Source organism: Cellulomonas sp. P4_H4 (assembly GCF_056400865.1).
Map to the genome: position 1 here is coordinate 456,584 of NZ_JBFUKL010000003.1, position 23,574 is coordinate 480,157.

25 protein-coding genes are annotated in these 23,574 nt (G+C 71.1%); 15 read left to right on the plus strand and 10 right to left on the minus strand.

The genetic code is table 11. The annotated features are described in order from the left end of the window. Positions 1-54 precede the first annotated feature (54 nt). The 4 genes from AC1DPN_RS12190 to AC1DPN_RS12205 all read left to right on the plus strand — a co-directional run bounded on the left by AC1DPN_RS12190 (position 55) and on the right by AC1DPN_RS12205 (position 3,762). The gene (locus AC1DPN_RS12190; protein ID WP_477085003.1) at positions 55-465 is read left to right on the plus strand and encodes a nitroreductase/quinone reductase family protein; all 411 of its coding nucleotides are present in this window, start codon (positions 55-57) and stop codon (positions 463-465) included. A 113-nt stretch (positions 466-578) separates the two neighbouring features. Next, a complete protein-coding gene (locus AC1DPN_RS12195; RefSeq protein WP_477085004.1) occupies positions 579-809 on the plus strand; it encodes a helix-turn-helix domain-containing protein in 231 nt (76 codons plus the stop codon). After that, the gene (locus AC1DPN_RS12200) at positions 806-2,149 is read left to right on the plus strand and encodes a HipA domain-containing protein (protein ID WP_477085005.1); all 1,344 of its coding nucleotides are present in this window, start codon (positions 806-808) and stop codon (positions 2,147-2,149) included. Before AC1DPN_RS12195 ends, AC1DPN_RS12200 begins: the two co-directional genes overlap by 4 nt. A 95-nt stretch (positions 2,150-2,244) precedes the next feature. Continuing rightward, positions 2,245-3,762, plus strand: coding sequence for a DUF4153 domain-containing protein (locus AC1DPN_RS12205; protein WP_477085006.1), 1,518 nt, complete (start codon positions 2,245-2,247; stop codon positions 3,760-3,762). On the opposite strand, the gene AC1DPN_RS12210 is transcribed toward AC1DPN_RS12205, so the two are convergent. The 3 genes from AC1DPN_RS12210 to AC1DPN_RS12220 all read right to left on the minus strand — a co-directional run bounded on the left by AC1DPN_RS12210 (position 3,743) and on the right by AC1DPN_RS12220 (position 9,925). Further along, complete coding sequence (locus AC1DPN_RS12210) at positions 3,743-5,425, minus strand: hypothetical protein (RefSeq protein WP_477085007.1); 1,683 nt, start codon at positions 5,423-5,425, stop codon at positions 3,743-3,745. The two genes, AC1DPN_RS12205 and AC1DPN_RS12210, sit on opposite strands and share 20 nt — an antisense overlap. Positions 5,426-5,549: 124 nt before the next feature. After that, entirely contained in the window at positions 5,550-8,585 is a 3,036-nt protein-coding gene (locus tag AC1DPN_RS12215) for a bifunctional [glutamine synthetase] adenylyltransferase/[glutamine synthetase]-adenylyl-L-tyrosine phosphorylase (RefSeq protein WP_477085209.1), read from the minus strand. 2 nt (positions 8,586-8,587) lie between these two features. Next, a complete protein-coding gene (locus tag AC1DPN_RS12220) occupies positions 8,588-9,925 on the minus strand; it encodes a glutamine synthetase family protein (RefSeq protein WP_477085008.1) in 1,338 nt (445 codons plus the stop codon). A gap of 118 nt (positions 9,926-10,043) precedes the next feature. On the opposite strand from AC1DPN_RS12220, the gene AC1DPN_RS12225 reads away from it, so the two are divergent. Genes AC1DPN_RS12225 through AC1DPN_RS12235 form a run of 3 tightly spaced genes read left to right on the plus strand, consistent with a single transcriptional unit; the run spans position 10,044 to position 13,523 of the window. Continuing rightward, a complete protein-coding gene (locus AC1DPN_RS12225) occupies positions 10,044-11,720 on the plus strand; it encodes an NAD+ synthase (RefSeq protein ID WP_477085009.1) in 1,677 nt (558 codons plus the stop codon). Between the two features lie 28 nt (positions 11,721-11,748). Continuing rightward, positions 11,749-12,561, plus strand: a complete 813-nt coding sequence (panB, locus tag AC1DPN_RS12230; RefSeq protein WP_477085010.1) for a 3-methyl-2-oxobutanoate hydroxymethyltransferase — start codon at positions 11,749-11,751, stop codon at positions 12,559-12,561. Further along, positions 12,558-13,523 (plus strand): endonuclease/exonuclease/phosphatase family protein, encoded by a 966-nt coding sequence (locus AC1DPN_RS12235; protein WP_477085011.1) that lies wholly within the window; start codon positions 12,558-12,560, stop codon positions 13,521-13,523. Before panB ends, AC1DPN_RS12235 begins: the two co-directional genes overlap by 4 nt. A 3-nt stretch (positions 13,524-13,526) precedes the next feature. Here AC1DPN_RS12235 and AC1DPN_RS12240 read toward each other — a convergent pair whose 3' ends face one another. Then, entirely contained in the window at positions 13,527-13,697 is a 171-nt protein-coding gene (locus AC1DPN_RS12240; RefSeq protein WP_477085012.1) for an SPOR domain-containing protein, read from the minus strand. Between the two features lie 68 nt (positions 13,698-13,765). Here AC1DPN_RS12240 and map point away from each other — a divergent pair, with 68 nt between their 5' ends. From map to AC1DPN_RS12265, 5 genes are read left to right on the plus strand one after another with little or no spacing between them, the layout of a single operon-like run. Next, a complete protein-coding gene (gene map, locus AC1DPN_RS12245) occupies positions 13,766-14,638 on the plus strand; it encodes a type I methionyl aminopeptidase (RefSeq protein ID WP_477085013.1) in 873 nt (290 codons plus the stop codon). Then, complete coding sequence (ppgK, locus tag AC1DPN_RS12250) at positions 14,635-15,402, plus strand: polyphosphate--glucose phosphotransferase (protein ID WP_477085014.1); 768 nt, start codon at positions 14,635-14,637, stop codon at positions 15,400-15,402. The genes map and ppgK overlap by 4 nt, the downstream gene beginning before the upstream one ends. Before the next feature lie 58 nt (positions 15,403-15,460). Then, positions 15,461-16,165 (plus strand): MBL fold metallo-hydrolase, encoded by a 705-nt coding sequence (locus tag AC1DPN_RS12255; protein WP_477085015.1) that lies wholly within the window; start codon positions 15,461-15,463, stop codon positions 16,163-16,165. Positions 16,166-16,185: 20 nt separating this feature from the next. Beyond that, a complete protein-coding gene (locus AC1DPN_RS12260; protein ID WP_477085016.1) occupies positions 16,186-16,482 on the plus strand; it encodes a DUF6191 domain-containing protein in 297 nt (98 codons plus the stop codon). Between the two features lie 43 nt (positions 16,483-16,525). Next, entirely contained in the window at positions 16,526-16,930 is a 405-nt protein-coding gene (locus tag AC1DPN_RS12265) for a VOC family protein (RefSeq protein ID WP_477085017.1), read from the plus strand. A gap of 4 nt (positions 16,931-16,934) precedes the next feature. Here AC1DPN_RS12265 and rnhA read toward each other — a convergent pair whose 3' ends face one another. From rnhA to AC1DPN_RS12280, 3 genes are all read right to left on the minus strand, one after another. Further along, positions 16,935-17,360, minus strand: a complete 426-nt coding sequence (rnhA, locus tag AC1DPN_RS12270) for a ribonuclease HI (protein WP_477085210.1) — start codon at positions 17,358-17,360, stop codon at positions 16,935-16,937. Between the two features lie 226 nt (positions 17,361-17,586). Then, positions 17,587-17,979 carry a tyrosine-type recombinase/integrase gene (locus AC1DPN_RS12275; protein ID WP_477085018.1) on the minus strand — a complete coding sequence of 131 codons (393 nt, stop codon included), beginning with the start codon at positions 17,977-17,979 and terminating at the stop codon, positions 17,587-17,589. Between the two features lie 729 nt (positions 17,980-18,708). Then, complete coding sequence (locus tag AC1DPN_RS12280) at positions 18,709-19,236, minus strand: hypothetical protein (protein WP_477085019.1); 528 nt, start codon at positions 19,234-19,236, stop codon at positions 18,709-18,711. Positions 19,237-19,424: 188 nt separating this feature from the next. On the opposite strand from AC1DPN_RS12280, the gene AC1DPN_RS12285 reads away from it, so the two are divergent. Next, complete coding sequence (locus AC1DPN_RS12285) at positions 19,425-20,042, plus strand: hypothetical protein (protein ID WP_477085020.1); 618 nt, start codon at positions 19,425-19,427, stop codon at positions 20,040-20,042. Between the two features lie 115 nt (positions 20,043-20,157). Beyond that, on the plus strand, positions 20,158-20,658 hold the full coding sequence (locus AC1DPN_RS12290) for a DUF488 domain-containing protein (protein ID WP_477085021.1): 501 nt from the start codon (positions 20,158-20,160) through the stop codon (positions 20,656-20,658). Here the strand turns inward: AC1DPN_RS12290 and AC1DPN_RS12295 are convergent. Further along, positions 20,655-21,509 (minus strand): hypothetical protein, encoded by an 855-nt coding sequence (locus AC1DPN_RS12295; protein ID WP_477085022.1) that lies wholly within the window; start codon positions 21,507-21,509, stop codon positions 20,655-20,657. The two genes, AC1DPN_RS12290 and AC1DPN_RS12295, sit on opposite strands and share 4 nt — an antisense overlap. Positions 21,510-21,586: 77 nt before the next feature. Here AC1DPN_RS12295 and AC1DPN_RS12300 point away from each other — a divergent pair, with 77 nt between their 5' ends. Next, positions 21,587-22,054, plus strand: a complete 468-nt coding sequence (locus AC1DPN_RS12300; RefSeq protein ID WP_477085023.1) for a hypothetical protein — start codon at positions 21,587-21,589, stop codon at positions 22,052-22,054. 190 nt (positions 22,055-22,244) lie between these two features. On the opposite strand, the gene AC1DPN_RS12305 is transcribed toward AC1DPN_RS12300, so the two are convergent. Together AC1DPN_RS12305 and AC1DPN_RS12310 are read right to left on the minus strand one after the other, a co-directional pair. Next, a complete protein-coding gene (locus AC1DPN_RS12305) occupies positions 22,245-22,667 on the minus strand; it encodes a hypothetical protein (protein WP_477085024.1) in 423 nt (140 codons plus the stop codon). After that, positions 22,664-23,536, minus strand: a complete 873-nt coding sequence (locus tag AC1DPN_RS12310) for a hypothetical protein (RefSeq protein WP_477085025.1) — start codon at positions 23,534-23,536, stop codon at positions 22,664-22,666. The genes AC1DPN_RS12305 and AC1DPN_RS12310 overlap by 4 nt, the downstream gene beginning before the upstream one ends. Positions 23,537-23,574: the final 38 nt, after the last annotated feature.

Genomic DNA, 23,574 nt, shown 5'->3' on the forward strand with positions numbered 1-23,574 from the left:
ACAAGGCCGCGACCTGGGCGGGCACGGGTGCGCTCCCGGGGTGAGACTGAGCCCGTGAGCGACTGGAACCAGCAGATCATCGACGAGTTCCGCACCAACGGTGGCACGGTGCAGACCAACGGCTTCGGTCGCGGTCTGGTGCTCCTGCACCACAGAGGCGCACAGAGTGGCGTCGAGCGCATCAACCCGGTCGCGGGGATCCGCACGTCGCCCGATACCTGGCTGGTCGCCGCTTCCGCGGCCGGCCGCGACCACAACCCGGCCTGGTACCACAACCTCGTCGCGCACCCCGAGGTCACGATCGAGACCCCGGACGACGGCACGGTCGAGGTGGACGCGGTCGACCTGCCACGCCCGGAGCGCGATGCGGCGTGGGCGCTGTTCACAGCGCGGTCGGCGGGATTTCGCTCCTACGAGCAGAAGACCTCCCGCGTGATCCCCGTGCTCGAGCTGCGCCGGAGGTAGACCGGGCCGACGTCCTGGTGGGATGGCGTCACTATCGTGACAAACCGTTGTGGCGGCAGTATTGTCGCCCTGACGGATAGCGTCATTATTGCCGCCACCACGAGGCAGGGGCCATGGCCGACGAGAACATCTGGGCACGCCCGCGCAGCGCCGCCGACCTCGGCGCGTTCCTGCGCGGGGCACGCGAGCGCGCGAACCTGTCGCAGGATGCGCTCGCGACCGAGCTCGGCATCGACCGTCGGGTGCTGCAGCGCATCGAGGCGGGCGTTCCGACCTTGTACGCGACGCGTCTGTTCGCCCTGATGAACCGCCTCGACGTCGAGCTCGAGCTGCGTCAGCGATGACGGTCGACGCGCTGGACGCCTGGCTGTACGGCACCCTGGTCGCGAGCATCGCGACGGGCCGGGACCGCCGACCCGAGCTGGCGTTCACCGGCGACGCGCTGGATCGTTGGGGCCTGAACTCGTCGGTCGTCTCGGGGCTGCTCCCCCTGTCCACCCGCGCCCCGAGCTCGGCACGGGTCGGTGCCTGGCTGCGGGGGCTGCTGCCCGAGGGGCGCGCGCGCACGGAGCTCGCGAACCGGGCGGGCGTCGACCCCGACGACGTCGTCGCGTTCCTCGGCGTCTACGGGCAGGACACCGCGGGCGCACTCGTCCTGGTCCCGCAGGGCACCGACCCTGCGGCCGGCGGCGACGCGCGTGCAGCGACCGGCGAGCGCATCGGCGAGCTGCTGGACCAGGCGCGAGTCAGCGGCGCGGCCGACCAGCTGAACTCCCTCGGTGGGCTCGAGACCAAGATCGTGCTGGTCCGCACGCCGGACGGCTGGGCCGAGCCGAGCGGGCGCACGCCGTCCACGCACATCGTCAAGCTCTCCCGTCCCGCCGACTCACGAGCGGCCGACCTGATCGATACCGAGGCCGCCGCCCTCGCGCTCGCCCGCGTGTGCGGACTGAGCACGGTCCAGGCGAGCATCGCGACGTTCGCGGGTCGGCGCGCGATCGTCGTCGAGCGCTACGACCGGCGCGTCCTGCCCGACGGGACGGTCGACCGGATCCACCAGGAGGACGGCGCCCAGCTGCTCGGCCTGGACACCCGCGACCCGGACAGCAAGTTTCAGTGGGGGCGTCGGCTCCCCTCGCTCAAGGCGCTGGCGGAGCGGCTCGTCGCGATGGGCGATGTCCGTCCGACTGGGCTGCTGGCGCTGACGACGTTCAACCTCGCGATCGGCAACACCGACGCGCACGCGAAGAACATCTCCCTCGTGCACCACGACGACGGGTCCGTCGCGCTCGCGCCCGCCTACGACGTCGCGATGCACCGTCACCTCGCCCAAGCGAGCACCCGGTTCGCGATGGACGTCCACGGGGCACGCGACACCGAGACGCTCTCGGCCGACGACCTGGTCGCCGAGGGGCGCACCTGGGGGCTGACGGCGCGCGACGCGACCGGCACGGTCCACGCGACCTTGACGGCCCTGACGGCCGCACTCGAGACGATCGACCACGGGGAGCACCCGGGCGTCGGCGAGCCCGCCTGGGAGATGGTGCGGTCGCGCACCCGCAGGCTCCTCGACGGGGCGAGCGCTCCGGCACCTCGACCCACGCGGGCCACCGGCCGTTCCGCCCAGGCCCGCGCACCACGCGGCACACCGACCGGCGGACGGTTCACGGCCGAGCCGTCCTGACTGGTCACGACACCTGCACGCCCGTGCACACAACGTGCACGCGACCCCCTCCGGAGTGCCGGACAGGGAGCTCACAGGATTCCTAGCGTGACCCCATGACCGATGCGAGCCACCCAGCACAGGTTCCGTCCTTCCGCCCATACGGCACTCCGTCGCCGGTCTACGGCCCGCCTGAGCCGCCCGGGCGGCTCGTCACCCTGCTCGCGACGTTCCGGTCCGCCACGCGCGAGAGGCCGATCACGAACCTCGTGCTCGGCACCTGCCTCGTCGTCGGCGCACTCGCCGGGTTTGCGCTCGTCGGTCACCAGCCCGGGCTCGGGGCGGCCCTCGCCGGCGCGCTCGTGTGGACCGCTGCCGGACCGACGCTCTGGCGGCGCCGGTCTGCGTCCGACCTCGCCACGGCCGCGCTCTCGGTCGCGCTGCTGTCGGTCGTCGCCCTCCGTTCCGCCGGTTGGGTGGCCGGTCTCTGCGCGGTCGTCGCCGCTTGGACGGGTGCGTCGGCGATCATCGGAGCGAGGTCCTCCTCGGCGCATCTCACCGCGCCCCTGTCCTGGGTGGCCGGTGCTTGGCGTGCCACGCCCTGGCTCGGGGCCGGGGTCGGTCGCTTGGCGGGGTCGCGACGAGCACAGCTGCTGGTCGCACTGCGCAGCGTCGGGATCACCGTCGGGTTGCTGCTCGTGTTCGGTCTGCTGTTCACCAGCGCCGACAGCGCCTTCGCCAGCGCCGTGCCCACCGTCGACGCCCGGTGGCTGCCTGCCCAGCTGGCCGTCGGCGCCGTCGTCGTCCTCGTCGCAGCGACGTTCGCGCAGCTCGCGACCGCACCACCGAGCTGGTCCGACGCCCGGCTCGCACCTGCGGCCGCGGCCCGACGAGGCGAGTGGCTGCTCCCGATCGTGGCGCTCGACGCGCTCGTCGTCGCATTCGTGCTCGTCCAGGCGGACACGCTGGTGCGCGGCGAGATCGGGGACCGTACGTACGCCGCGTACGCGCGGCAAGGGTTCTGGCAGCTCGTCGTCGCGACGGCGCTCGCCCTCGTCGTCGTCGCCGTCGCCGCCCGACGGGCACCACGCGCGACCGGACGAGACCGGCTCCTGACCCGAGCCGCGCTCGCCGTCCTGTGCCTCGCGACGCTCGGCGTCGTCGCGTCGGCACTGCGCCGGATGGACCTGTACGTCGACCAGTACGGCCTCACCCGGCTGCGGTTGCTGGTCGCGGTCGCCGAGGTGGTCCTCGGCGTCGTGCTGGTGCTCGTGCTCGTCGCCGGCGTGCGGTGGAAGGGTGGCTGGCTGCCCTCTGCGGCAGTCCAGGTGGTCGCCGTCGCGATGCTCGGCCTCGCGCTCATCAACCCCGACGCGCAGATCGTGCGCCACAACGCCGCGAGCGAGCAGAACGCGCCGGTCGACGTCCTCTACCTGTGGAGCTTGTCGTCGGACGCGGTGCCCGCGATGGATCGGCTCGACGAGCCGCTGCGGTCATGCCTGCTCACAGGTGCGGACCGAGCACCGACGTGGGGCGGACCGATGGCGTGGAACCTCGGGCGGAGCCGGGCAGCCGACGTCCAAGCGGTTCGCTGGAGCGCCGACTGCCCGACGATCAGCCCGCAGCTTCCGTGAGCTCCTCCGTGCTGCTCGGCCGAGCGAGCAGCGTGACGATTCCCAGGATCAGGAGCGCGACCACGGCGACGGCGAACACCGCCTTACCCGTCAGGCGGTCGGCCAGCACCAGGACGAGGACCGCGAGGCCGACCACGACGACGCGGATCAGCACGCGCTGGTTGTACAGCCACGCGCCGACAGGGCCGGTGCTCACGCCGTGCCGGTCGCCGAGCCCCCGCACCCACGCGGCGCCCTTGCCGGACGTCTCGCGCACGGACCGCGCCGCCGACGTGCCACCGGCCAGGAACGCGATGATCGCCACGATGAGGCCCAGCACGAGCCCGACCCGGAGCTCGACGCGCAGCAGCGAGATGACCTGGTCGTAGATGGTGATCGCGACGTCGGGTCGCTGGACGGTCGGCGGCAGCGAGTTCGTGTAGAACCATCGACCGATCGCCAGACCGACCGCCAGGATCGCCATCGACCCCGCGAGCGCCAACCCGGCGATGACCAGAGCACGCGACCGCCGCTGGGCGACCAGGACGCCCGCCGCGAGCAGCAGGAGCGAGATCCACGGGAGTGCCCTGCCGCCGATGTCGACTGCGTTGTACGCGTTCTGCAGCTTGACGAAGTCGGCGCTGGACGCGACCGGGAACGTCACCTTGACGGTCGGGATCCTGCCCGCGAGCTCGAAGCCGGCGTCGACGAGCGACTGCTTGACCTGCTCGATGATCGGCGTGATGTCGATGACGAGCTGGCCGCTGTCGCTGATCTGCCCGATTGCGTCAGGGTCACCGCGCAGCGTGGCGACGATCTGCTCGTGCGCGGTGCGGTTGGCTTCGGTCCACGTCGCTGCGAAGGCGTCGGAGCTGACGATCTTGGCGACCTGCTTGTGGACGAACCCGGTGACCGCGTCCTCGAGCGGCCCCTTCAGCGACTGGATGCCGGTCGCCACGATGGGCGGCAAGTCCAGCTGGGCCAGTGCATCGCCCACCTGGGTCGTGAGGTCGTCGACATTCAGTGCGTCGACAACGGCGGTCGTGACCCGGTTGGTGACGGCGGCCTGAACCCCGGGGTCACTGGCGATCGGCGCGACGGTCTCAACGTAGGCGTCGGTGTCGACGACCAGCTGGCGAGCCCACGCACCCACGACCGCGACGGGCGCGAGCAGCGCGCCGATCAGGATGAGGACGATGGCGGCGGTCGTCCGCAGCGGCTTACGACGACGGCGGACGGGCGGCCCAGCGACCGTCGCGGCGCGCAGTGCAGCGTTCTCGGCCTCGAGCGCCTCGAGGCGGGCGAGCAGGTACGCCGAGCCGTCGGCGGGCTCGGGCACAGGCGCGGCCTCGGTGACGACGATCGGCGCTGTGTCGTTCTGCGAACCGACCACGATCGGTTGCGTGTCGTTCTGCGAGCCCACCACGACCGGCTCCGTGTCGTTCTGCGCCGACTCGACGGACTCCTCGACGACGACTTCCTCGACCGGTTCCTCGACAAGCCCGCCCTCGGCGGTCTCGTCGGCAGCGATGTCCGACGCGATCTCGTCTGCGGGCCCCTCGACCGGGACCTCGGCCGCCTCAGCCGGGGTGACCTCTTCCGGCTCTGCGGCCGGGGATGCCGTCGCATCCGGCTTCCCGCGGGGGCTCCTCGGCTTGCGAGGCGTCGGACTGTTCTCGACCACGGGCCCTCCCGGCACAGGTGAACTGCTCGTCTGGAACCGCGCCATGTCCTGTGGGCGCGGTCTCCTGCAGCATGGCAGTTCCGCTGGTCAGAGCGCGAGGGCATCCCGAGAATGAACGCCGAGATCAGCCGTAGAAGACGCGTTCCACGACGGCGCGGGCCCGTCGCGCGGTCCGCAGGTAGTCCTGCTCGAGCTCGCCGCCGGAACCGGCGGGATAACCGACGACCCGGGCCAGACCGGCCAGCGCCTGCCGGTCGTGCGGTAGAAGGTTGGCGTGGGCGCCGCCGCGACCGGTCCACAGCACGTTGGCGTCCCTGAGCCGCGACGCGAGCTGCCACGCATCCGTCAGAACGAGGGCGTCGTCCTCGTCGAGGAGCCCCGCCTCCGCCGCCGCATCGAGCGCCTCCAGGGTGCCCGTGGTGCGCAGGCCCGGAGCCTCGTACGCGTGCTTCAGCTGCAGGAGCTGAGCGGTCCACTCGACGTCCGAGATCCCGCCACGGCCGAGCTTGAGGTGCCGAGCGGGCTCGACGCCGCGAGGCAGCCGCTCCGACTCGACGCGTGCCTTGATGCGGCGGATCTCGCGCTCGACCGACGGGTCGATGCCACCCTCGGGGTAGCGCAGCGGTGCCACGAGCTCGACGAACCGCTCCCCCAGCTCCTCGTCACCCGCTACCGGGCGCGCGCGGAGCAGCGCCTGGCTCTCCCACGGCGACGACCAGCGGTCGTAGTACTCGGCGTAGGAGTCGAACGACCGCACCATCGGCCCGTTGCGGCCCTCCGGACGCAGGTCGGCGTCGACCTCGAGCGCGGGCTCCGGCCCGACCGACCCGAGCAGCGTGCGCAGCGTCGTCGTGACGGACAGCGCGAACTCCTGAGCGAGCACCTGGTCCGCACCTGGCACGGGGTCGTGCACGAACAGCACGTCGGCGTCCGAGGAGTAGCCCATCTCGGAGCCGCCCCAGCGCCCCATCGCGACCACGAGCATGCGCGTCGGGTTCTCGTCGAGACCACGGGTACGCCTGGCCTCCCACTCGGCGACCCGCAGGGCGCCGACGAGCACGACGTCCGCCGCCACGCTCAGGCTGCGCGAGGCGCGGGTGCCGGTGACAGCACCGGTGACGTCCGCCGCCGCGGTGCGCGCCAGCTCCCGCCGACGAAGGCCCCGCAGCGCCGTCGCAGCCTTCACCGGCTCGTCCGACCTCGTCAGGATCGAGTCGGCCTCAGCCGTCAGGCGCTCGTGGCTGCGCGGCTCGAGGTCGGCGTCGTCGGCCAGCCACGTCACGGACTCGGGCGACCGCGTCAGAGCGTCGGCCACGTACCTGCTCGTCGAGAGCACGCGCGCGAGCCGCTGGGCCGCGGTCCCGGAGTCGCGCAGGAGCTTGAGGTACCAGTGCGTCGCGCCCAGCTCGTCGGAGAGCCGACGGAACGCCAGCAGCCCGCCGTCGGGATCGGCGCCGTCCGCGAACCAGCCCAGCATCACCGGCAGCAGCTGACGCTGGATCGCGGCGCGTCGCGAGAGGCCCTCGGTCAGGGCAGCGATGTGTCGCATGGCGCCCGCGGGGTCGAGGTACCCGATCGCGGCGAGGCGAGCGCGGGCCTCGTCGGGCGACAGGTTCGCCTCCTCCGTCGACAGCTGGGCCGTCGCCGGGAGCAGCGGGCGGTAGAACAGCTCCTCGTGCAGGCGTCGGACGTCGCGCTTGGCGGCCTTCCACCGTTCGACGAGCCCGTCGGCCCCCTCCGAGCGCATCCCCACGGAGCGCGCCAACCTCCGCAGGTCGGGCTCGCTGGTCGGCATGAGGTGCGTCCGACGCAGCCGGTGCAGCTGGATCCGGTGCTCCAGGGCCCGCATGAGCCGGTAGCAGACGGCCAGCTGCGCGGCGTGCGACCGCCCCACGTAGCCGCCCGCGGCGAGCGCCGCCAACGCGGTCAGGGTGCTGGGGCTGCGGATCGACTCGTCGGCGCGCCCGTGCACCAGCTGGAGGAGCTGCACGGTGAACTCGACGTCCCGCAGACCGCCGACGCCGAGCTTGATCTGCCGGTCGGCCTCGGCCGCGGGCACGTAGCTCTCGACGCGCCGGCGCATCGCCTGCGAGTCCTCGACGAAGTGCTCGCGGGTCACCGCGCCCCACACGAACGGCTGAGTCATCTCGACGTACTCCTGGCCGAGCGCCCGGTCGCCCGCCAGCGGCCGGGCCTTGAGCAGGGCCTGGAACTCCCACGTCTTGGCCCAGCGCTCGTAGTACGCCTTGTGGCTCGCGATCGTGCGCACCAGCGGGCCGTTCTTGCCCTCCGGTCGCAGCGCGGCATCGACTGGCCACAGCGCGGGTTCTAGCGACGGCGTCGAGCACGCTCGGGCCAGCCCCGCCGCGAGCCGTGCTCCCGTGGACAGTGCCTCGGCCTCGTCGACGCCATCGGCAGGCTCGGCGACGTAGATCACGTCGACGTCGCTCACGTAGTTGAGCTCGCGACCGCCGCACTTGCCCATGCCGATGACGGACAGCCGGACACCGAGACCGAAGTCGTCGAGGTCCGCACGTGCGAGGGCGAGGGACGCCTCGAGCGCCGCGGCGGCGAGGTCCGCGAGCGCGGCCGCGACACCCGGGAGGCGGCTCAGTGGATCGGTGCTCGTGAGGTCGGTCGCGGCTATCCGCAGCAGGCGGAAGCGGTACGCCTTGCGCATCGCGTCGATCCCTGGCTGACCCGCCACCGAGGCGACGGGAACGTCGGCGTCCGGGTCGGCGCCCACCGCGGCCAGGAGCTCGGCGCGGACCGCGTCAACGGCGACACCGGTGCCCGGGGTCTCGTCCTGCAGGATGGCCAGCGCCTCGGGATGCGCGACGAGCGTGTCGCCGAGGGCGACCGACGCGCCGACGACGGCGAGCAGCCGCGCGCGCGGCCCGCCGTCGTCGACCAGGATCTCGCGCAGCACGTCCCGGAGCTCCGGGTCGTCCACGACCGCGCCCGCCAGCTTCGCGAGCGCGAGCAGCGCCTGGTCGGGGTCGGCGACGTCCGTGAACGACCCGAGCAGCAGGTCCGCGGGCTGCTCGACGATCGCCAGCAGCGCGGCGTCCGCGAGCAACCTCTCGGCGCGCGGCGCGTCGGCGACGCCCACGCGCGTGAGGCGCCCGGCGAGCGTCGCGCCCCGGCCGGACGACGAGATCGTCACAGCACCGGCAGGAACCGCCGCAGCTCGTACGGCGTGACCTGTGCGGCGTAGGCGTCCCACTCCTGGCGCTTGTTGCGCAGGAAGTAGTCGAACACGTGCTCGCCCAGCGTCTCCGCCACGAGCTCGGACTTCTCCATGATCGAGATCGCGGCGTCCAGCGACGTGGGCAGCGGCTCGATGCCGAGCGCGCGGCGCTCCGCGTCGGTCAGCTCCCAGACGTCGTCCTCGGCGCCCTCGGGCAGCTCGTAGCCCTCCTCGATGCCCTTGAGGCCTGCGTTGAGCAGCACCGCAAACGCCAGGTACGGGTTCGTGGCCGAGTCGACCGCGCGGTACTCGATCCGGCTGGAGTTGCCCTTGCCGGGCTTGTACATGGGCACGCGGACCAGCGCGGAGCGGTTGTTGTGACCCCAGCAGATGTAGCTCGGCGCCTCGGCGCCGCCCCACAGCCGCTTGTAGGAGTTCACGAACTGGTTGGTGACGGCGGTGATCTCGGCCGCGTGCTTGAGCAGTCCGGCGATGAACGACCGCGCCGTCTTGGAGAGCTCGAGGCGTCCGCCGGCCTCGTGGAACGCGTTCGCGTCGCCCTGGAACAGGGACAGGTGCGTGTGCATCCCGGAGCCGGGTTGGTCGGCGAGCGGCTTGGGCATGAACGAGGCGAAGACGCCCTGCTCGAGCGCGACCTCCTTGACGACCGTGCGGAACGTCATGATGTTGTCGGCCGTGGTCAGCGCGTCGGCGTACCGCAGGTCGATCTCGTTCTGGCCCGGTCCGGCCTCGTGGTGGGAGAACTCGACCGAGATGCCCATCGACTCGAGCATCGTGATCGCGGCGCGCCGGAAGTCGTGCGCGGTGCCGCGCGGGACGTGGTCGAAGTACCCGCCCTGGTCGACCGGGACGAGCGGCTGGGTCGGGTCCGCCGGGGCGTCGAAGAGGTAGAACTCCACCTCGGGGTGCGTGTAGAAGGTGAACCCCTGCTCGGCCGCCCGCGACAGCGCGCGCTTGAGCACGTTGCGCGAGTCCGCGAGCGACGGCTCGCCGTTCGGGGTCAGCAGGTCGCAGAACATGCGCGCGGTCCCGTGCCGCTCACCGCGCCACGGCAGCACCTGGAACGTCGACGGGTCCGGGCGGGCGATCATGTCCGCCTCGTAGACGCGCGTCAGGCCCTCGATCGCGCTCCCGTCGAACCCGATCCCCTCCGAGAACGCGGCCTCGAGCTCAGCCGGGGCGACCGCCACCGACTTGAGGATCCCGAGCACGTCGGTGAACCAGAGGCGGATGAAGCGGATGTCCCGCTCCTCGACTGTGCGGAGCACGAACTCCTGCTGCCTGTCCATGCGGTACATCCTGCCTGATGAACTGCGGTTCCGAGCGTCACTGTCCGTGATGGGTGTCCTGCGTGAGTCGCGCCACGCGACCACGTGAGTCTCCGACGTGATGGTTAGGCTCGACCTCATGCCTCACGCTCGCGTCGCCCTGGCGCAGATCGACACACGGGTGGGCGACGTCGACGCCAACGCGGCCGCCGTCCTCACGTGGTCGCGCAAGGCCGCCGACGCCGGCGCCGACCTCGTCGTGTTCCCCGAGATGACGCTGACGGGCTACCCGATCGAGGACCTCGCGCTGCGCGCGTCGTTCCGACGAGGCGCCGAAGCAGCGCTCCAGTCCACGGCCACGGCGCTGGCTGACGCCGGACTCGGTGACCTCGCCGTGCTCGTCGGAACCGTCGGCGAGCGGTCCGTGACACCCGTGCACGAGCCCCACGCTCCGGAAGGCCCTCGGCGGCCGACCAACCAGGCGGCCCTGCTGCAGTACGGCACGGTGCAGGAGCGCTACAACAAGCACCACCTGCCCAACTACGGCGTCTTCGACGAGTACCGGATCTTCGCCCCCGGCGACGACGTGCTCGTCATCGACGTCCGTGGGCGCCGGGTCGGCGTCGTGATCTGCGAGGACATCTGGCAGGACGGCGGGCCGGTCTCGCAGATGGACGAGCACGAGGTCTCGCTGCTCGTGGTGCTCAACGCGTCGCCCTACGAGGAGGGCAAGGGCCACCAGCGCGTCGAGCTCGCAGCGCGGCGCGCGCACGAGGTCGAGGCGCCCGTGGCGTACGTCAACCTCGTCGGCGCCCAGGACGACCTCGTGTTCGACGGCGGCTCGTTCGTGATCGCGACGGACGGACGCGTGCTGACCAACGCACCCCAGTTCGAGGAGCACCTGCTGGTCTGGGACCTGCTCGACGACGACGACGCACCGTCGGAAGGCCCGAAGGCCCGGACGCTCGATCCCGACGAGGAGGTCTACCAGGCCCTCGTCGCGGGCCTGCGCGGGTACGTGCGCAAGAACGGGTTCCGCTCCGTGCTGCTCGGCCTGTCCGGTGGCATCGACTCCGCGCTGGTCGCGGCGATCGGTGCGGACGCGATCGGCGGCGAGAACGTGGTCGGCGTCTCCATGCCGTCGGTGTACTCCTCGGAGCACAGCAAGGACGACGCGCAGGACCTGGCCAAGCGGATCGGGGCGGACTACCGGGTCCAGCCGATCAGGTCGATGGTGGACGCGTTCGAGGGCGAGATCCCCCTGGAGGGCGTCGCGGCGGAGAACCTGCAGGCGCGCGTCCGCGGCGTGATCCTCATGGCGATCTCCAACCGCGAAGGTCACCTCGTGATCGCACCGGGCAACAAGTCGGAGCTCGCGACGGGCTACACGACGATCTACGACGCGGGCAGCATCGGCGGCTTCGCCCCCATCAAGGACGTCGACAAGTCACGCGTCTGGGCGCTGGCCCGGTGGCGCAACAACGCGGCGCTCGAGGCGGGCGAGCTGCCACCGATCCCGGAGTCGTCGATCACCAAGCCACCGTCGGCGGAGCTGCGTCCCGGGCAGGTGGACCAGGACTCGCTCCCGCCGTACGACCTGCTCGACGAGGTGCTGGACGCCTACGTGGAGCACGCGGAGGGCCGGCCCGAGCTCCTCGCGCGAGGCTTCGACCCGGCCGTCGTCGACAAGGTGCTCGCCCTCGTCGACCGCGCCGAGTGGAAGCGCCGGCAGTACCCGCTCGGCACCAAGGTCACCGCTCTGGCGTTCGGGCGGGATCGGCGACTTCCCATCACGACTGCATGGCGCGAAGCATGAGACTGACCGACAACAGGAGCCTCGAACGATGAGCCAGACCCCGAAGCGCGTGCGCGTGCACCACCTCCGCGAGGCCAAGGAGCGCGGTGAGCGACTGACGATGCTCACGGCCTACGACGCCGTCACGGCGCACATCTTCGACGCCGCGGGCATCGACATGCTCCTGGTCGGCGACTCGATCGGGAACACCATGCACGGGCACACGACGACGCTGCCGGTCACGGTCGACGACCTGATCCCCCCCGCCCGCGCGGTGGCCCGAGCGGCCCAGCGTGCGTTCGTCGTCGCCGACCTGCCGTTCGGCTCCTACGAGGCGGGAACCGAGCAGGCGCTCGCCACCGCCGTGCGGATGATGAAGGAGACCGGAGTCGCCGCGGTGAAGTTCGAGGGCGGCAAGCGCGTGGCGCCGCAGATCCGGGCGATCACCGACGCCGGCATCCCCGTCGTCGCCCACCTCGGGTACACGCCGCAGTCGGAGAACCTGCTCGGTGGCCCGCGTGTCCAGGGTCGTGGCGACCACGCCGCCGAGGTGCTGTGCGAGGACGCGGTCGCCGTCGCTGCCGCGGGTGCCGTCGCGGTGGTGCTCGAGATGGTGCCGGCACCCGTGGCCGCACGGATCACCGAGATCGTCGCCATCCCGACGATCGGCATCGGCGCAGGCGCCGGCTGTGACGGGCAGGTGCTCGTCTGGGTCGACATGGCCGGTATGACCGACTGGTCGCCGCGGTTCGCCAAGCGCTTCGGCGAGGTCGGTGCCGCACTGTCGGCTGCCGCGTCCGCGTACGCGGACGAGGTCCGCAACGGCACGTTCCCGGACTCCGGGCACCAGTTCGACGCATGACGGCACGCCGCACGGTCCTCGTCGCCGGGATCGTGCTCGGTGTCGTGCTGCTCGGACTCGCCCTACCCGTCGCGTCCGGCGTCTACCCGGTCGCCCAGCTCGTCTCGTTCCGCGCGATCCTCGGGCTCGGGGCGCTCACGGCCGCGATCCTGCTCGTCGTCGTGCCGGGCACACGTCGCACGCTGCTCCCCCTGGTCCTCGCGTTCGCGGTGGGCGCCGTCGCTCAGGCGGCCGTTCTCGTGTGGCGCAGCGTTCCGCAGGAGACCACGGCGGCACCGCGCTCCGACGCCGTCGTCGTCCTGTCGTTCAACACACTCGACATCGTCCCGCCGCACGACATCTTCGACCTCGTCGACGCGTACGACGCCGATGTGGTCGTCCTGCCGGAGACGTCCCCGCACACCGGCCTGAAGGTCGCCGCCCTGATGGCGCAGACCGGCCGGCCGATGCGCACCTTCAACGGGACCGGCAGCACCCCGGACGTCGCCTCCACGACGCTCCTCGTGAGCGAACGTCTGGGTGCCTACGGCGACGCCGAGGAGCTGACTACCCACTTCGGCTCGGTGCGCGTCGACCCCGTGGACCCGGCCGACTCCCCCGTCCTCGTCGCGGCGCACCCGATCTCCCCGGGCGCACGCTCGACGATGTCGGCATGGCGCGACGACACCCGGCTCATCGCCCAGCAGTGCGCGAGGACGCCCGGCGCCATCGTCGCGGGCGACCTGAACGCGACCCTGGACCACCCGGGTCTGCGCGACCTCGGTCCGTGCGTCGACGCGGCCCGACAGGCCGGTGAGGCGGCGTTCGGCACGTGGCCCTCGTCGGCACCGAGCCTTCTGGCGGCACCCATCGACCACGTCCTCGTCGACGGACGCGCGTGGCGGGTCGTCGACTTCCAGGTCCTCCCGGCGACAGGTGGCAGCGACCACCGCCCCATCGTCGCGACCGTGGAACGGCGCTGACGCTCAGCCCTTCTCGTCCTGCTCGTCCCACGCCTGGTTGCGCCGACGCGCCGTCTCGAGCGCCTGCGCCGCCGCCTCACGCGTGGGGTACGGGCCCATGAGCTTGGTGTAGTCGCTCTGTCGGCCCTCCTCGACCTGGTGGGTCTCGATGTTGAAGTAGAACCCGTCAGCCATCGCGCACTCCTCTCGTGGCGGGCATCCACGGACAGCCTCGATGCCCTCCTGTCCGTAGACTGCCAGGTATGTCGTCCGTGCACGCGCCGCGAAGCGCCCTGGTCCCGGGCACCCTCAGCTCCCGTCGGCCCGTCCCGTCGTCGATCGCCCGCCCCGAGTACGTCGGCCACCCAGGTCCCGCGCGCTGGACCGGCCCGAACGTCTTCGACGACGAGATGATCGGCCGCATCCGCGTCGCCGCGCGCCTTGCCGCGCAGACGCTCGCACTCATCGGAGAGCACATCGAGCCCGGCGTGACCACCGACCGGCTCGACGCCATCGGCCACGAGTTCCTGCTGGACCACGGCGCGTACCCCTCGACGCTCGGCTACCGCGGGTTCCCCAAGTCGCTGTGCACCTCGCTCAACGAGGTCATCTGCCACGGCATCCCGGACTCGACCGTGGTCGAGGACGGCGACATCGTGAACATCGACGTCACCGCCTACATCGGGGGCGTGCACGGGGACAACAACGCGACGTTCCTGGCGGGCGACGTGGACGAGGAGTCGCGCCTGCTCGTCGAGCGGACGCAGGAGGCGCTCGCTCGCGCGATCAAGGCGGTCGTCCCCGGGCGCGAGGTGAACATCATCGGTCGCGTGATCGAGAAGTACGCGGCCCGGTTCGGCTACGGCGTGGTCCGCGACTACACCGGGCACGGCGTCGGCCCCGCGTTCCACACCGGACTCGTGATCCCGCACTACGACGCGGCGCCGGCGTACGACACCCTCATCGAGCCCGGCATGGTCTTCACGATCGAGCCCATGCTGAACCTGGGCACACCGGACTGGGTCATGTGGGACGACGACTGGACGGTCCTGACAGCCGACGGTCGCCGCAGCGCCCAGTTCGAGCACACCCTGCTCGTCACCGAGACCGGAGCGGAGATCCTGACCCTGCCATGAGCCACGACACCTTGCACGCGACTGCGTTCGGCATCGACATCGGCGGCAGCGGGATCAAGGGAGCCCCCGTCTCGCTCAAGGACGGCGAGTTCTCAGCCGATCGGCTCCGCATCCCCACCCCGCAGCCCGCGACGCCCGACGCGGTGGCAGCGACCGTCGCGGAGATCGTGGACTCCTTCGACCTCGACAAGCACGTCCCCATCGGCGTCACGTTCCCCGCGGTGATCCTGCACGGCGTCGCGCAGTCGGCTGCCAACGTCGACAAGTCGTGGATCGGCACGAACGTCGAGAAGGCCGTGCAGCGCGCGACCGGCCGCAAGGTCCTCGCCGTCAACGACGCCGACGCCGCGGGCTACGCCGAGGTCCTCTACGGCGCGGCCAAGGGTGTCGACGGCGTGGTGCTGGTCGCCACGCTCGGTACCGGCATCGGGTCGGCCTTGATCGTCGACGGACGCCTGGTCCCCAACACCGAGCTCGGCCACCTGGAGATCGACGGGCACGACGCCGAGTCGCGTGCCGCCGACAGCGCGCGCGACCGGGACGGGCTCGACTGGGCCGGGTGGGCCGAGCGGCTGCAGCGCTACTTCACGGTCGTCGAGAACCTGTTCTGGCCCGACCTGATCGTCGTCGGTGGCGGCGTGAGCAAGAACCACGAGAAGTTCCTGCCCCTGCTCGACCTCCGCACCAGGATCATCCCCGCCGAGCTGCGCAACGCCGCCGGGATCGTCGGCGCCGCCGCGCTCGCCGCCGAGTACCGCGGCTGACTTGCACGTCCTGTCCGAGGTCGCAGACGGAGTCCATGTCGCGACGAGCGCCGTGTACATGACCACGTCGACGGTGATCGTCGCGCCCGACCGGTCGTGCCTCGTCGTCGACCCCGGCGTCACGGCGCACGAGATCGACATGCTCTCGTCCGCGATCCGCGTGCACGGCTGGCGTCCGGTCGCCGTCTGGTCGACGCACGGGCACTGGGACCACCTGCTCGACGGCGGGATCTTCGCCGGCCTGCCGCGCTGGTCCGCCGGCTTCCCGACGGATGTCGAGACCCTCATGTCAGAACGCGACGAGGACGAGGAGCTGGCCCGCGTCCTGCTCGCGGCGCCGGGCGACGCACCCGCGCCGGTCGTCGTCGAGCCGCCCGTGCGGTTCCCCGCGGTGGACGGTGACCAGGTCGACTGGACCGGCCCGGCCGTCCGCGTGATCACGCACGCGGGCCACGCACCGGGCAGCACGGCGCTGGTGCTTCCGTCGGCCGACGTGCTCGTGGCTGGCGACTTGCTCTCCGACGTCGAGATCCCCTTGCTGGACATGTCGGCGCCCGACCCCGTCGCGACCTACCGTGCCGCGCTCGACCTGCTCGACGGCACCGCGACCCTCGTGATCCCGGGCCACGGGCGGGTCGGCCCGCTGGCACCCCGCGTCGCCGCGGACCGCGCCTATCTCGCAGGCGCCGCGGACGACCCGCGCCTGAGCGACCCCTGGCTCGCTGCGGTGCACGAGTCGCAGGCAGCCGCGCTCGGCGACTGACCCCGTGCGACGATGGCTCGATGGACAGGCCGCTCGCGCTCGTCATCGGCGGCACCGCGCTGGTCGCGATGGTGCTCTTCGCCGTGGACCGGATGGTGGCGCGCGGCTGGTTCGACCGCGAGCCGCCGGAGCGTCCGGTGATTCCCTCCGGCAGCGGCAGCGGCTTCCTGGGTGACCTGATCGACGTGTTCCAGCCCAACCACGTGCACCTGACGGCCGAGCAGGAGCGTCAGCAGGCGGACATCCAGCACGCCGAGGATGCCGCCCCGCCGATCGACCTCGACTCCGGTCGCGTCCGCATCAGGCCTCGCCCTTGAATCGCAGTAGCGGGTGTCGGCGCCCGCCTCTAGCCTGCGACGCATGGCACCCGTGATCTCCCAGCTCACGATCGACTGCACGGATCCGCACGCCCTTGCCGCCTGGTGGCGCGACGTCCTGGACTGGACCTACACCTGGGAACCTGCGCCGGACGACGACGAGATCGGCATCGCCCCGGACGACGGCTCAGCGACCGCGTGGCTCTTCATCAAGGTCCCCGAGCTGAAGTCGGGCAAGAACCGGCTGCACGTCGACATCCGCCCGCCCAACGGCTCCTCCCAGCCCGCGGAGCTCGAACGACTCCTGTCTCTGGGCGCCACCCGCGTCGACATCGGCCAGGGCGACGTGCCCTGGCACGTCCTCGCCGACCCGGAGGGCAACGAGTTCTGCCTCCTGAGGTCCACGCCCGACGAGCTCGCGGCGCGCATGGCCGAAGCCGTCGGCTAGCTCTTCAGCGTCCGAGCACCAGGTCGACGCCCTTGTTGGCGAGCGCGTCCGCGCGCTCGTTGCCCGGGTCGCCCGCGTGACCCTTGACCCAGACCCAGTGCACCGTGTGCCGCGCGACTGCCGCATCCAGCGCCTGCCACAGCTCCTGGTTCTTGACCGGCTTCTTGTCGCTCGTGCGCCACCCGTTGCGCTTCCATCCCGTGACCCACTTGGTGACGCCGTTCATCACGTACTGCGAGTCGACGTGCAGCGTGACGTCGCTCGGCCCCTTCAGCGCGCCGAGTCCCTCGATGACCGCCTGCAGCTCCATGCGGTTGTTCGTCGTGGCCGGGTCGCCGCCGAACAGCTCCCGCTCGTGCGGACCCGACCGCATCCACACACCCCAGCCGCCCGGGCCGGGGTTGCCCTTGCAGGCGCCGTCGCTCCACATCTCGATGGCAGGACGGGCGGGCGAAGCAGGCTCGGTCACGGCGCCCACCGTAGTTCGTCGTCGCCAGACCGTCGGGCTGCAGCGCCGCGCTCCGGCGTGAGTGTCGTCGCGGGTCAGGAACCGGCGAGAGTGCGGATGAGTCAGTCGATACGCCGGGTTCTGGCTAAACAGCCTCTGACCTGCACTGATGCCCTTGTGGGTGCTCTCTTGGTGCTCTGGGCTTCGCTCAAGACTCCCCCGGCTCCCGGATCAGCCCGTCCGTGGCGTCCCGCATCCGCTCGTCGTCGTCCGGCCACAGATGCGCGTAGGTGCGCAGCGTCTCGTTCGCGTCCTTGTGCCCCAGCCGGTGCGCGACGGCCACCGGCGAGCACCCGGCCGCGATCAGCAGCGACGCATGGAAGTGCCGCAGCTCGTGCCAGCCGTCGCCCCGCGCGATCCCGAGCCCCTCCGCCGCCTTGCGCCAGATGTCCCACGCGACCGTCTGCGTGATCGCCCCACCCTTGGTGGTGGTGAACACCAGCCCGTGCCCGCGGAGGCCGAGCGCCGCCACCGTCGCCTTCCCGATCGAGATCGTCCGCGGGCTGTACTTCGTCTTGAGCGGTCCCCACTTGGGCTCCATCGCACGGATCCCCGCAGCAGCTGCCGGTCGACCCGTAGCAGCGCCCCGCCCGGCGTCTCGGTGACCCGGTCCCACGTCAGCCCGCGCAGCTCGGCCGGCCGAAGCCCGCTCGCCGCCGCAAGGATGAACATCGCCCGGTACCGCTCGGGTGCCGCGTCCGTGAGTGCCTGCACGAGCTCGACGCGCATCGGCACGACCGGCTCCCCCTCGGCAGGCGGAAGGTTGATCTTCCGGCACGGCGACACCGCGACCCGCCGCTCCTCGACGGCGTGCGCACAGATCGCCGCGAGATAGACGTAGCCCACACGCACCGTCGATGGCTGCAGATCCCGCGACCACCCCGACACCGCACGCTGGATCACGGCCCGGTCGATCCGCGACCACGGCAACCCACCGAGCGAAGGCAAGATCGTCCGGTCCAGACGCCTGCGGATCGCCCCCAGCGACGTCGCCCGCTGGTGCGCCTGCTCCTCGAACCAACGCTCCGCCACCTCACCGAACGTCACCGCGCTCGCGACCGGCGACACGTAGGTCCCGGACCGCTGGTCGACGCCGACCTTCTCGAGGTGCGCGGTCGCCTCGTCCTTGTTCGCGAAGGCCTTGTTACGTCGCTGGCCGTCCGCCTCGGCCCAGCACGCCTTCCATCGCTTCCCGACGCCGTAGCGCGGTCCCCGGACGCGCCGGCCGTGCTCCCCAACGACCGTCCAGCGGTCCTCTACGTGCGCCACGTCAGTTGACCGTGAGCACCATGTCGAGCCCGCGGTCTGGGTGGTAGCTCCACGTCGCGTCGATCCCGTCCCAGGCGGCCTCTTGCTGGCCATCTAGGGAGGTGGTCTGCTCGATCCGCGACATCACGGAATCGGGCACGCCCAGCTTGGTCAGCACGCACAGGCCGTAGACGATGTCCGTCCCGCTTGAGTCCTCTTCGCCCTGGGTGTCGATCGTGAGCGTGCGACCAGAGTCTCCGATTTCCAGTCCGAAGCCGGTGCCGGAATCCGTGCAGCTCTGAGTCGCGCGCTCGAGCGCACTGTTGTGGGTACGGGACGCCAGAACCTGCTGTGCGACGAACAACCCACTCGCACCCACCAGAATCCCGACGGCGCACCCCAAGAGCGCCGGGAGCAGCCACGCGGCCGGCGCCCTTCCAGGCGCTGGGGTCACGGGATCGGGTTCGGTCGCCAGCACAACTGACGGAGCCGGCTCCCCCGCAGCTTCAGGCTCGACCGGTTCGAGCCCAGCATCGTCCGTCGTCGTCACGTGTCCCCCTAGTTCGAGAATGCCTCTCGTCGGCGACGCTAGCGCCGCGGCGACCGGTGCCCGCTGGCCCGATCGGGTGATCTTGCGTCAGTGCCCTCATCCCAATCGCCCCGCGCAGTCCGCCTTGTCATGGAATCCGCGGCGATCAGTGTCCTGGCCCGGCGCAACCATCGATCAAAAGCAAAACGATGGGGAACATCGAGGCGTTGGACGCCCTGACGCAGGTCGAGCGGGACTCCAGGTTCTGGGTCGAGGCGATCACCGGGTCACCGGCGAGGATGCCGGTCGAGGATCTCGTCGCAGCGCTCTCGGAGAAGGTCACGCTGGCGGACCGGGACGACGTCCGCTCGATCGACCACGACGTGCTGCGGTTCTGGGCTCGAGCCCGGATCGTCACGACGTGGGACTCCGAGCCGGCCAAGCCTCACGTCCCCTGCATGAACTGCGACGTCCGCGGGAAGCTCCGAGTCGACCTGGCCAAGAACATCGCCGTCTGCCTGGGCTGCGGTGCGGCGTGGGACTCGACGACGATCGGCATCCTCGGCGAGCACATCCGCATCGCGTCCGACACCGCTCCGCTGCGCCGGCCGCCAGCGTCGGTGTGGCCAGCCAAGGACGGCCGCCCGGGCCACGGCGCGACGCCGCTCCCGGTCTGGCCGGCCGAGGACGGGACCCACGGACACGGCAAGACGCCGTTCCACTGCTCGTGCCACGGCGACCAGCACTTCCCGGCCCGCCTCGCGGCAGAGTGCGAGTCCCGAACCGCCCAGGCCCGTGCGGTTCTGGCGCTCGGGCGTCAGCGATGAACGACGAGGAGCGAGACCTCGACTGGCAGTGCTCGGTCTGCAAGGAGTGGAAGCCCATCAAGCCGCTCGCACGCGAGTGCGAGCGACGTCACGCGGCGCAAGCTGAGGAGAGAGCATGAACCAGCAGGACCACCCGGCGTCGGCGTGCGAGGATCGCCCCATGCGGCTCGCGAACGGATCCAACGTTCTCGGCTGGGGCTACGAAGGCCGCAGTCCTGACGACCTGGTCGACGACGCTCAGCGTTGGGGCGTCGCTACCGTCGTCGACGTCAGGCTGAACCCGATCTCTCGCAAGCCGGGCTTCTCGAAGCGTCGGCTCGCCGAACGCCTGGACGCGGCGGGGCTGAGCTACGTGCACATGCCGGCGCTCGGCAATCCTCGCGACAACCGGGAGGGCTTCTCCGATCCGAGCGGCGAAGCTGGTCGGGCCGCTCGGCAGCGGTTCGCCGACGACGTGCTCGCGCAGTCGGAGGCGGCGGAAGCCGTGGCGCAGCTGCTCACGCTCTCGGACTCCGGCTCGGTCTTGCTCCTCTGCTACGAGGCTGCGGAGAGGTGCTGCCACCGTTCGTTGGTGCTCGAGGCGGTTCGCGACCGCGCAGTACTGATGCCGGTCTAGAAGAGCAGCATGCCGCCGGTGGCAACCTGGTTGGCGGCCGGATAGTACGTGCCGAGGACCGTGAACGACGCACGTCGTTGTACGGACTCCTGGTTACCGACGAACAGCAGCGGCCGCTTGTGGTCGGCGTACATCATCTCGAAGAACTTCTCGTTGATGACGCGCTCGAGGACGTCGTCGGACTGGTTGAGGTGCCTCCGCTGCAGCGCGGTGAGCTCCCAGTCGATGATCCGCTGACTGTGAGTACCGCAGCCGGGCGACTCGCACCGGTAGACGAGGTTGACCTTCATCCTGGGTGGGTCGAGCAGCTGTGGTGGCGTGTCCGTGAAGAGGTCTCCCTGCTGCGAGTACTTCTCGAACCGCGCTAGCTCCGCCGCGGTCCATCCCGGATGGTGATCGATGTCGAGCCGGATCATTTCGCGCGGCCGAACGGCGGCGAGCGACATCACGTTGAGGTCGTCACGGACGGCTGCTCGGATGTCGCACATGTTGGCGACGTTGAGTGGCTCGATCCACTTGGAGCGGTTCGGCCAGCCGTCGACGTGCCCCTCGATGCACAGAGACTGCGCGTCGATCTTGAGACTCTCGTGCCGCTTGTCCCCACCCGCGTCACGCACCTTGACGTCGATCACGTCGTACTTCCGGAACTGCAACTGGCCATCGAGATGGCGGAACGGGACTGGGTAGAGGCGCACCCAACGCAGTGGCCCAGGGTCGAGCACGACGCCGGCGACGCAGACCGTGTCGCCGTAGGTTGCCGAGGGCTGGGGCGAAGCCTTCACGAGCACCATCACGCGAAGTCGCCGAGAGGCTCGGTCGAGCTCCCTGTGCAGGCTGACCTGGTCGTCCATGTCTTGAGAGTGGCGGGCGAGCGGGACCTTGAGGGCGCTCTTCCCGGGTGAAAACCGAGGTCAGTAGAGTCCGAGGCATGTCGCCTGACGCAGCCGCCGCTCTCGCCCAAATCGTCCCTGTCGCGCTCTTGGCGATCGTGCTCGAAGGCTTACAGGTGAACCCTCGCCTGACAGGGTGGAACCGCGCTGGGACTGCACTTGTGGCGACCGTGGTCGTGCTGTGGATCGTCGCCGCCGAGGTTCTCTTGGTTTGGGCCGTGATCGACGACGACCACCTCTCCAAGGGGCAGACGAACTTTGTGGCGCAGGCACTGGCCCTTGCGGTGGGCGTGATCGTGCTGCCGTGGGTCCTCACCGCGTGGGGGCTCGACCCGATCGAGCGGCGGAGCCGGAGGGAAGATCGCGCACGGCAGACAGCGCACGATCTGGCAATGGAGCAGAGCGAGGCACTACGCCTGCAGCTTGAAGCGGCGCTCGAGGTGCTCGCCGCGACACGCCCGGTCAAGCCCGTTGTTGACGACGACGGGCGCCAGACCGCAGAATGACAGCGGTGTAGTTCGCGACCCCAGAGTCAGGAGCCCCGAGCCGGTCACGGCGTCGGGGCTTCGTGCTTCCCGGGCCTGTACGAGGGCGTCGCCGGGAGCAGGCCGTCCCACTCAGCGTGGGTGCGGCTGGCGGGCACCGTCGGGGGGACGGTTGTCGTCGAAGCGTCGAGCGGCCCGACGTCGCCAGCCTTCAGCCCCCAGCTCGCGCGTCCAGGGTCGGACACACTGCATGGGTCGGGCGCGAGTCGAAGCCGCCGGCCGACGCGTTCACACCGGCGGTCGACCCGACGATCGCGTTGTGCAGTTGCGTCAGCAGGGGTGCGTGGTCGATGTCCAAGGCCCGAGCGCCGAGACGCTGCCCGACACCGTCGAGGAGCGCCCACCCGCACAGCGAGCACACCGGCACCCCAGCATGCGCCGGCAGCAGCGGGACGACCTCGGCCAACACCGGCAGGTGCGGGCTCGGGCAGTCACCAGCGTGCGCCGGCACCCACTGCGTCTCGTGAGTCGTCCATCCCTGCAGCAGCTCGTCGAGGCGATCGCGGATCCGCTCGACGACGACCGAGGACGCAGCACGCTCGTCCTGCCGGTCCTGGGCCTGGTTCGTGCTCATCGGTCTCCTCCTGGCCTGCGGGTGTTGCGGGAGCCACCACGGCGTCCACGACGACGAGGGGCTGGTGGTCGGTCTGGCGAGGGTGGGTCAGGTGGAGGACGGTCAGGTGGTGGGTCGCCATCCAGACCCAACCCCTCCAGACCAGAACCCGACCCGACCCGACCCGACCCGGCAGAACGAGTTCTGTCGACCTGCCCATTCGCATTCGGTGCCGCATTCGGCGGAGTCGTGGCGCCATCACCTGCGGGGCCGTCGCTGCGCTGCGTCGCGGGCCGCACACCGTCACCGGGTGCTCGCTCCGCGCCGGCAGCGCGCGCTGGTCGCTGGTCGTCGCCGTCATCGCTCAAGCGCACGTTCTGCGCTGTCGGGTGATCGTGCTCGGTCAGGTATTTCGCCGTCGTCGCGCCCCAGTTCGGTCGCTCCGGTGCGGGGCGCAGCTCGTGATCCGCGGTCCACGTGTCGACCTGGTCCTTGCGGCCCGAGTTGCATCCCAGGCACGCCACGACCATCGTGGCGACCGTCCCCGGCTCGTCCGGCACGAGGTGGTCCAGGGTGCCGCGCCGGTTCGACCGGCGGCCGAGCCACTGCACGAGGACGCCGCACCAGCGGCAGTTGTCCCCGTCGCGTCTCAGGATCGGGACCTTGAGCCGCGGGTCGCGCGTGTCGTCGCGCTGTTGCCGCTCGTGCTCGACCTCCTTGCGGAGGCGGATGTGGATGAACTCCGGGTCGTCGATCATCACGTAGACCTTCAGACCGCCGCGACGCTCCTCCGTCAGCAGGCCGGTCTTCTTGCACAGCCGCACCAACTCGGCCGTGCGCGGCCCGCCGAGCATCTCCGCCGTGCCCACGTCGATCGTGTAGTCCGTCATGTGACCTGCGGACTGCGTGGAGCAACGCCAGAGCCAGC

Bases quoted from the DNA above. Each gene is read 5' to 3' on its own strand.
- AC1DPN_RS12195 (WP_477085004.1), top strand. From the start codon at position 579: ATGGCCGACGAGAACATCTGGGCACGCCCGCGCAGCGCCGCCGACCTC.
- AC1DPN_RS12200 (WP_477085005.1), top strand. From the start codon at position 806: ATGACGGTCGACGCGCTGGACGCCTGGCTGTACGGCACCCTGGTCGCG.
- AC1DPN_RS12205 (WP_477085006.1), top strand. From the start codon at position 2,245: ATGACCGATGCGAGCCACCCAGCACAGGTTCCGTCCTTCCGCCCATAC.
- AC1DPN_RS12220 (WP_477085008.1), bottom strand. From the start codon at position 9,925: ATGGACAGGCAGCAGGAGTTCGTGCTCCGCACAGTCGAGGAGCGGGAC.
- AC1DPN_RS12225 (WP_477085009.1), top strand. From the start codon at position 10,044: ATGCCTCACGCTCGCGTCGCCCTGGCGCAGATCGACACACGGGTGGGC.
- panB (WP_477085010.1), top strand. From the start codon at position 11,749: ATGAGCCAGACCCCGAAGCGCGTGCGCGTGCACCACCTCCGCGAGGCC.
- AC1DPN_RS12235 (WP_477085011.1), top strand. From the start codon at position 12,558: ATGACGGCACGCCGCACGGTCCTCGTCGCCGGGATCGTGCTCGGTGTC.
- AC1DPN_RS12240 (WP_477085012.1), bottom strand. From the start codon at position 13,697: ATGGCTGACGGGTTCTACTTCAACATCGAGACCCACCAGGTCGAGGAG.
- map (WP_477085013.1), top strand. From the start codon at position 13,766: ATGTCGTCCGTGCACGCGCCGCGAAGCGCCCTGGTCCCGGGCACCCTC.
- ppgK (WP_477085014.1), top strand. From the start codon at position 14,635: ATGAGCCACGACACCTTGCACGCGACTGCGTTCGGCATCGACATCGGC.
- AC1DPN_RS12255 (WP_477085015.1), top strand. From the start codon at position 15,461: ATGACCACGTCGACGGTGATCGTCGCGCCCGACCGGTCGTGCCTCGTC.
- AC1DPN_RS12260 (WP_477085016.1), top strand. From the start codon at position 16,186: ATGGACAGGCCGCTCGCGCTCGTCATCGGCGGCACCGCGCTGGTCGCG.
- AC1DPN_RS12265 (WP_477085017.1), top strand. From the start codon at position 16,526: ATGGCACCCGTGATCTCCCAGCTCACGATCGACTGCACGGATCCGCAC.
- rnhA (WP_477085210.1), bottom strand. From the start codon at position 17,360: ATGTGGAGCGACGGCGCCTGCAAGGGCAACCCCGGCCCGGGCGGCTGG.
- AC1DPN_RS12275 (WP_477085018.1), bottom strand. From the start codon at position 17,979: ATGGAGCCCAAGTGGGGACCGCTCAAGACGAAGTACAGCCCGCGGACG.
- AC1DPN_RS12285 (WP_477085020.1), top strand. From the start codon at position 19,425: ATGGGGAACATCGAGGCGTTGGACGCCCTGACGCAGGTCGAGCGGGAC.
- AC1DPN_RS12290 (WP_477085021.1), top strand. From the start codon at position 20,158: ATGAACCAGCAGGACCACCCGGCGTCGGCGTGCGAGGATCGCCCCATG.
- AC1DPN_RS12295 (WP_477085022.1), bottom strand. From the start codon at position 21,509: ATGGACGACCAGGTCAGCCTGCACAGGGAGCTCGACCGAGCCTCTCGG.
- AC1DPN_RS12300 (WP_477085023.1), top strand. From the start codon at position 21,587: ATGTCGCCTGACGCAGCCGCCGCTCTCGCCCAAATCGTCCCTGTCGCG.
- AC1DPN_RS12305 (WP_477085024.1), bottom strand. From the start codon at position 22,667: ATGAGCACGAACCAGGCCCAGGACCGGCAGGACGAGCGTGCTGCGTCC.
- AC1DPN_RS12310 (WP_477085025.1), bottom strand. From the start codon at position 23,536: ATGACGGACTACACGATCGACGTGGGCACGGCGGAGATGCTCGGCGGG.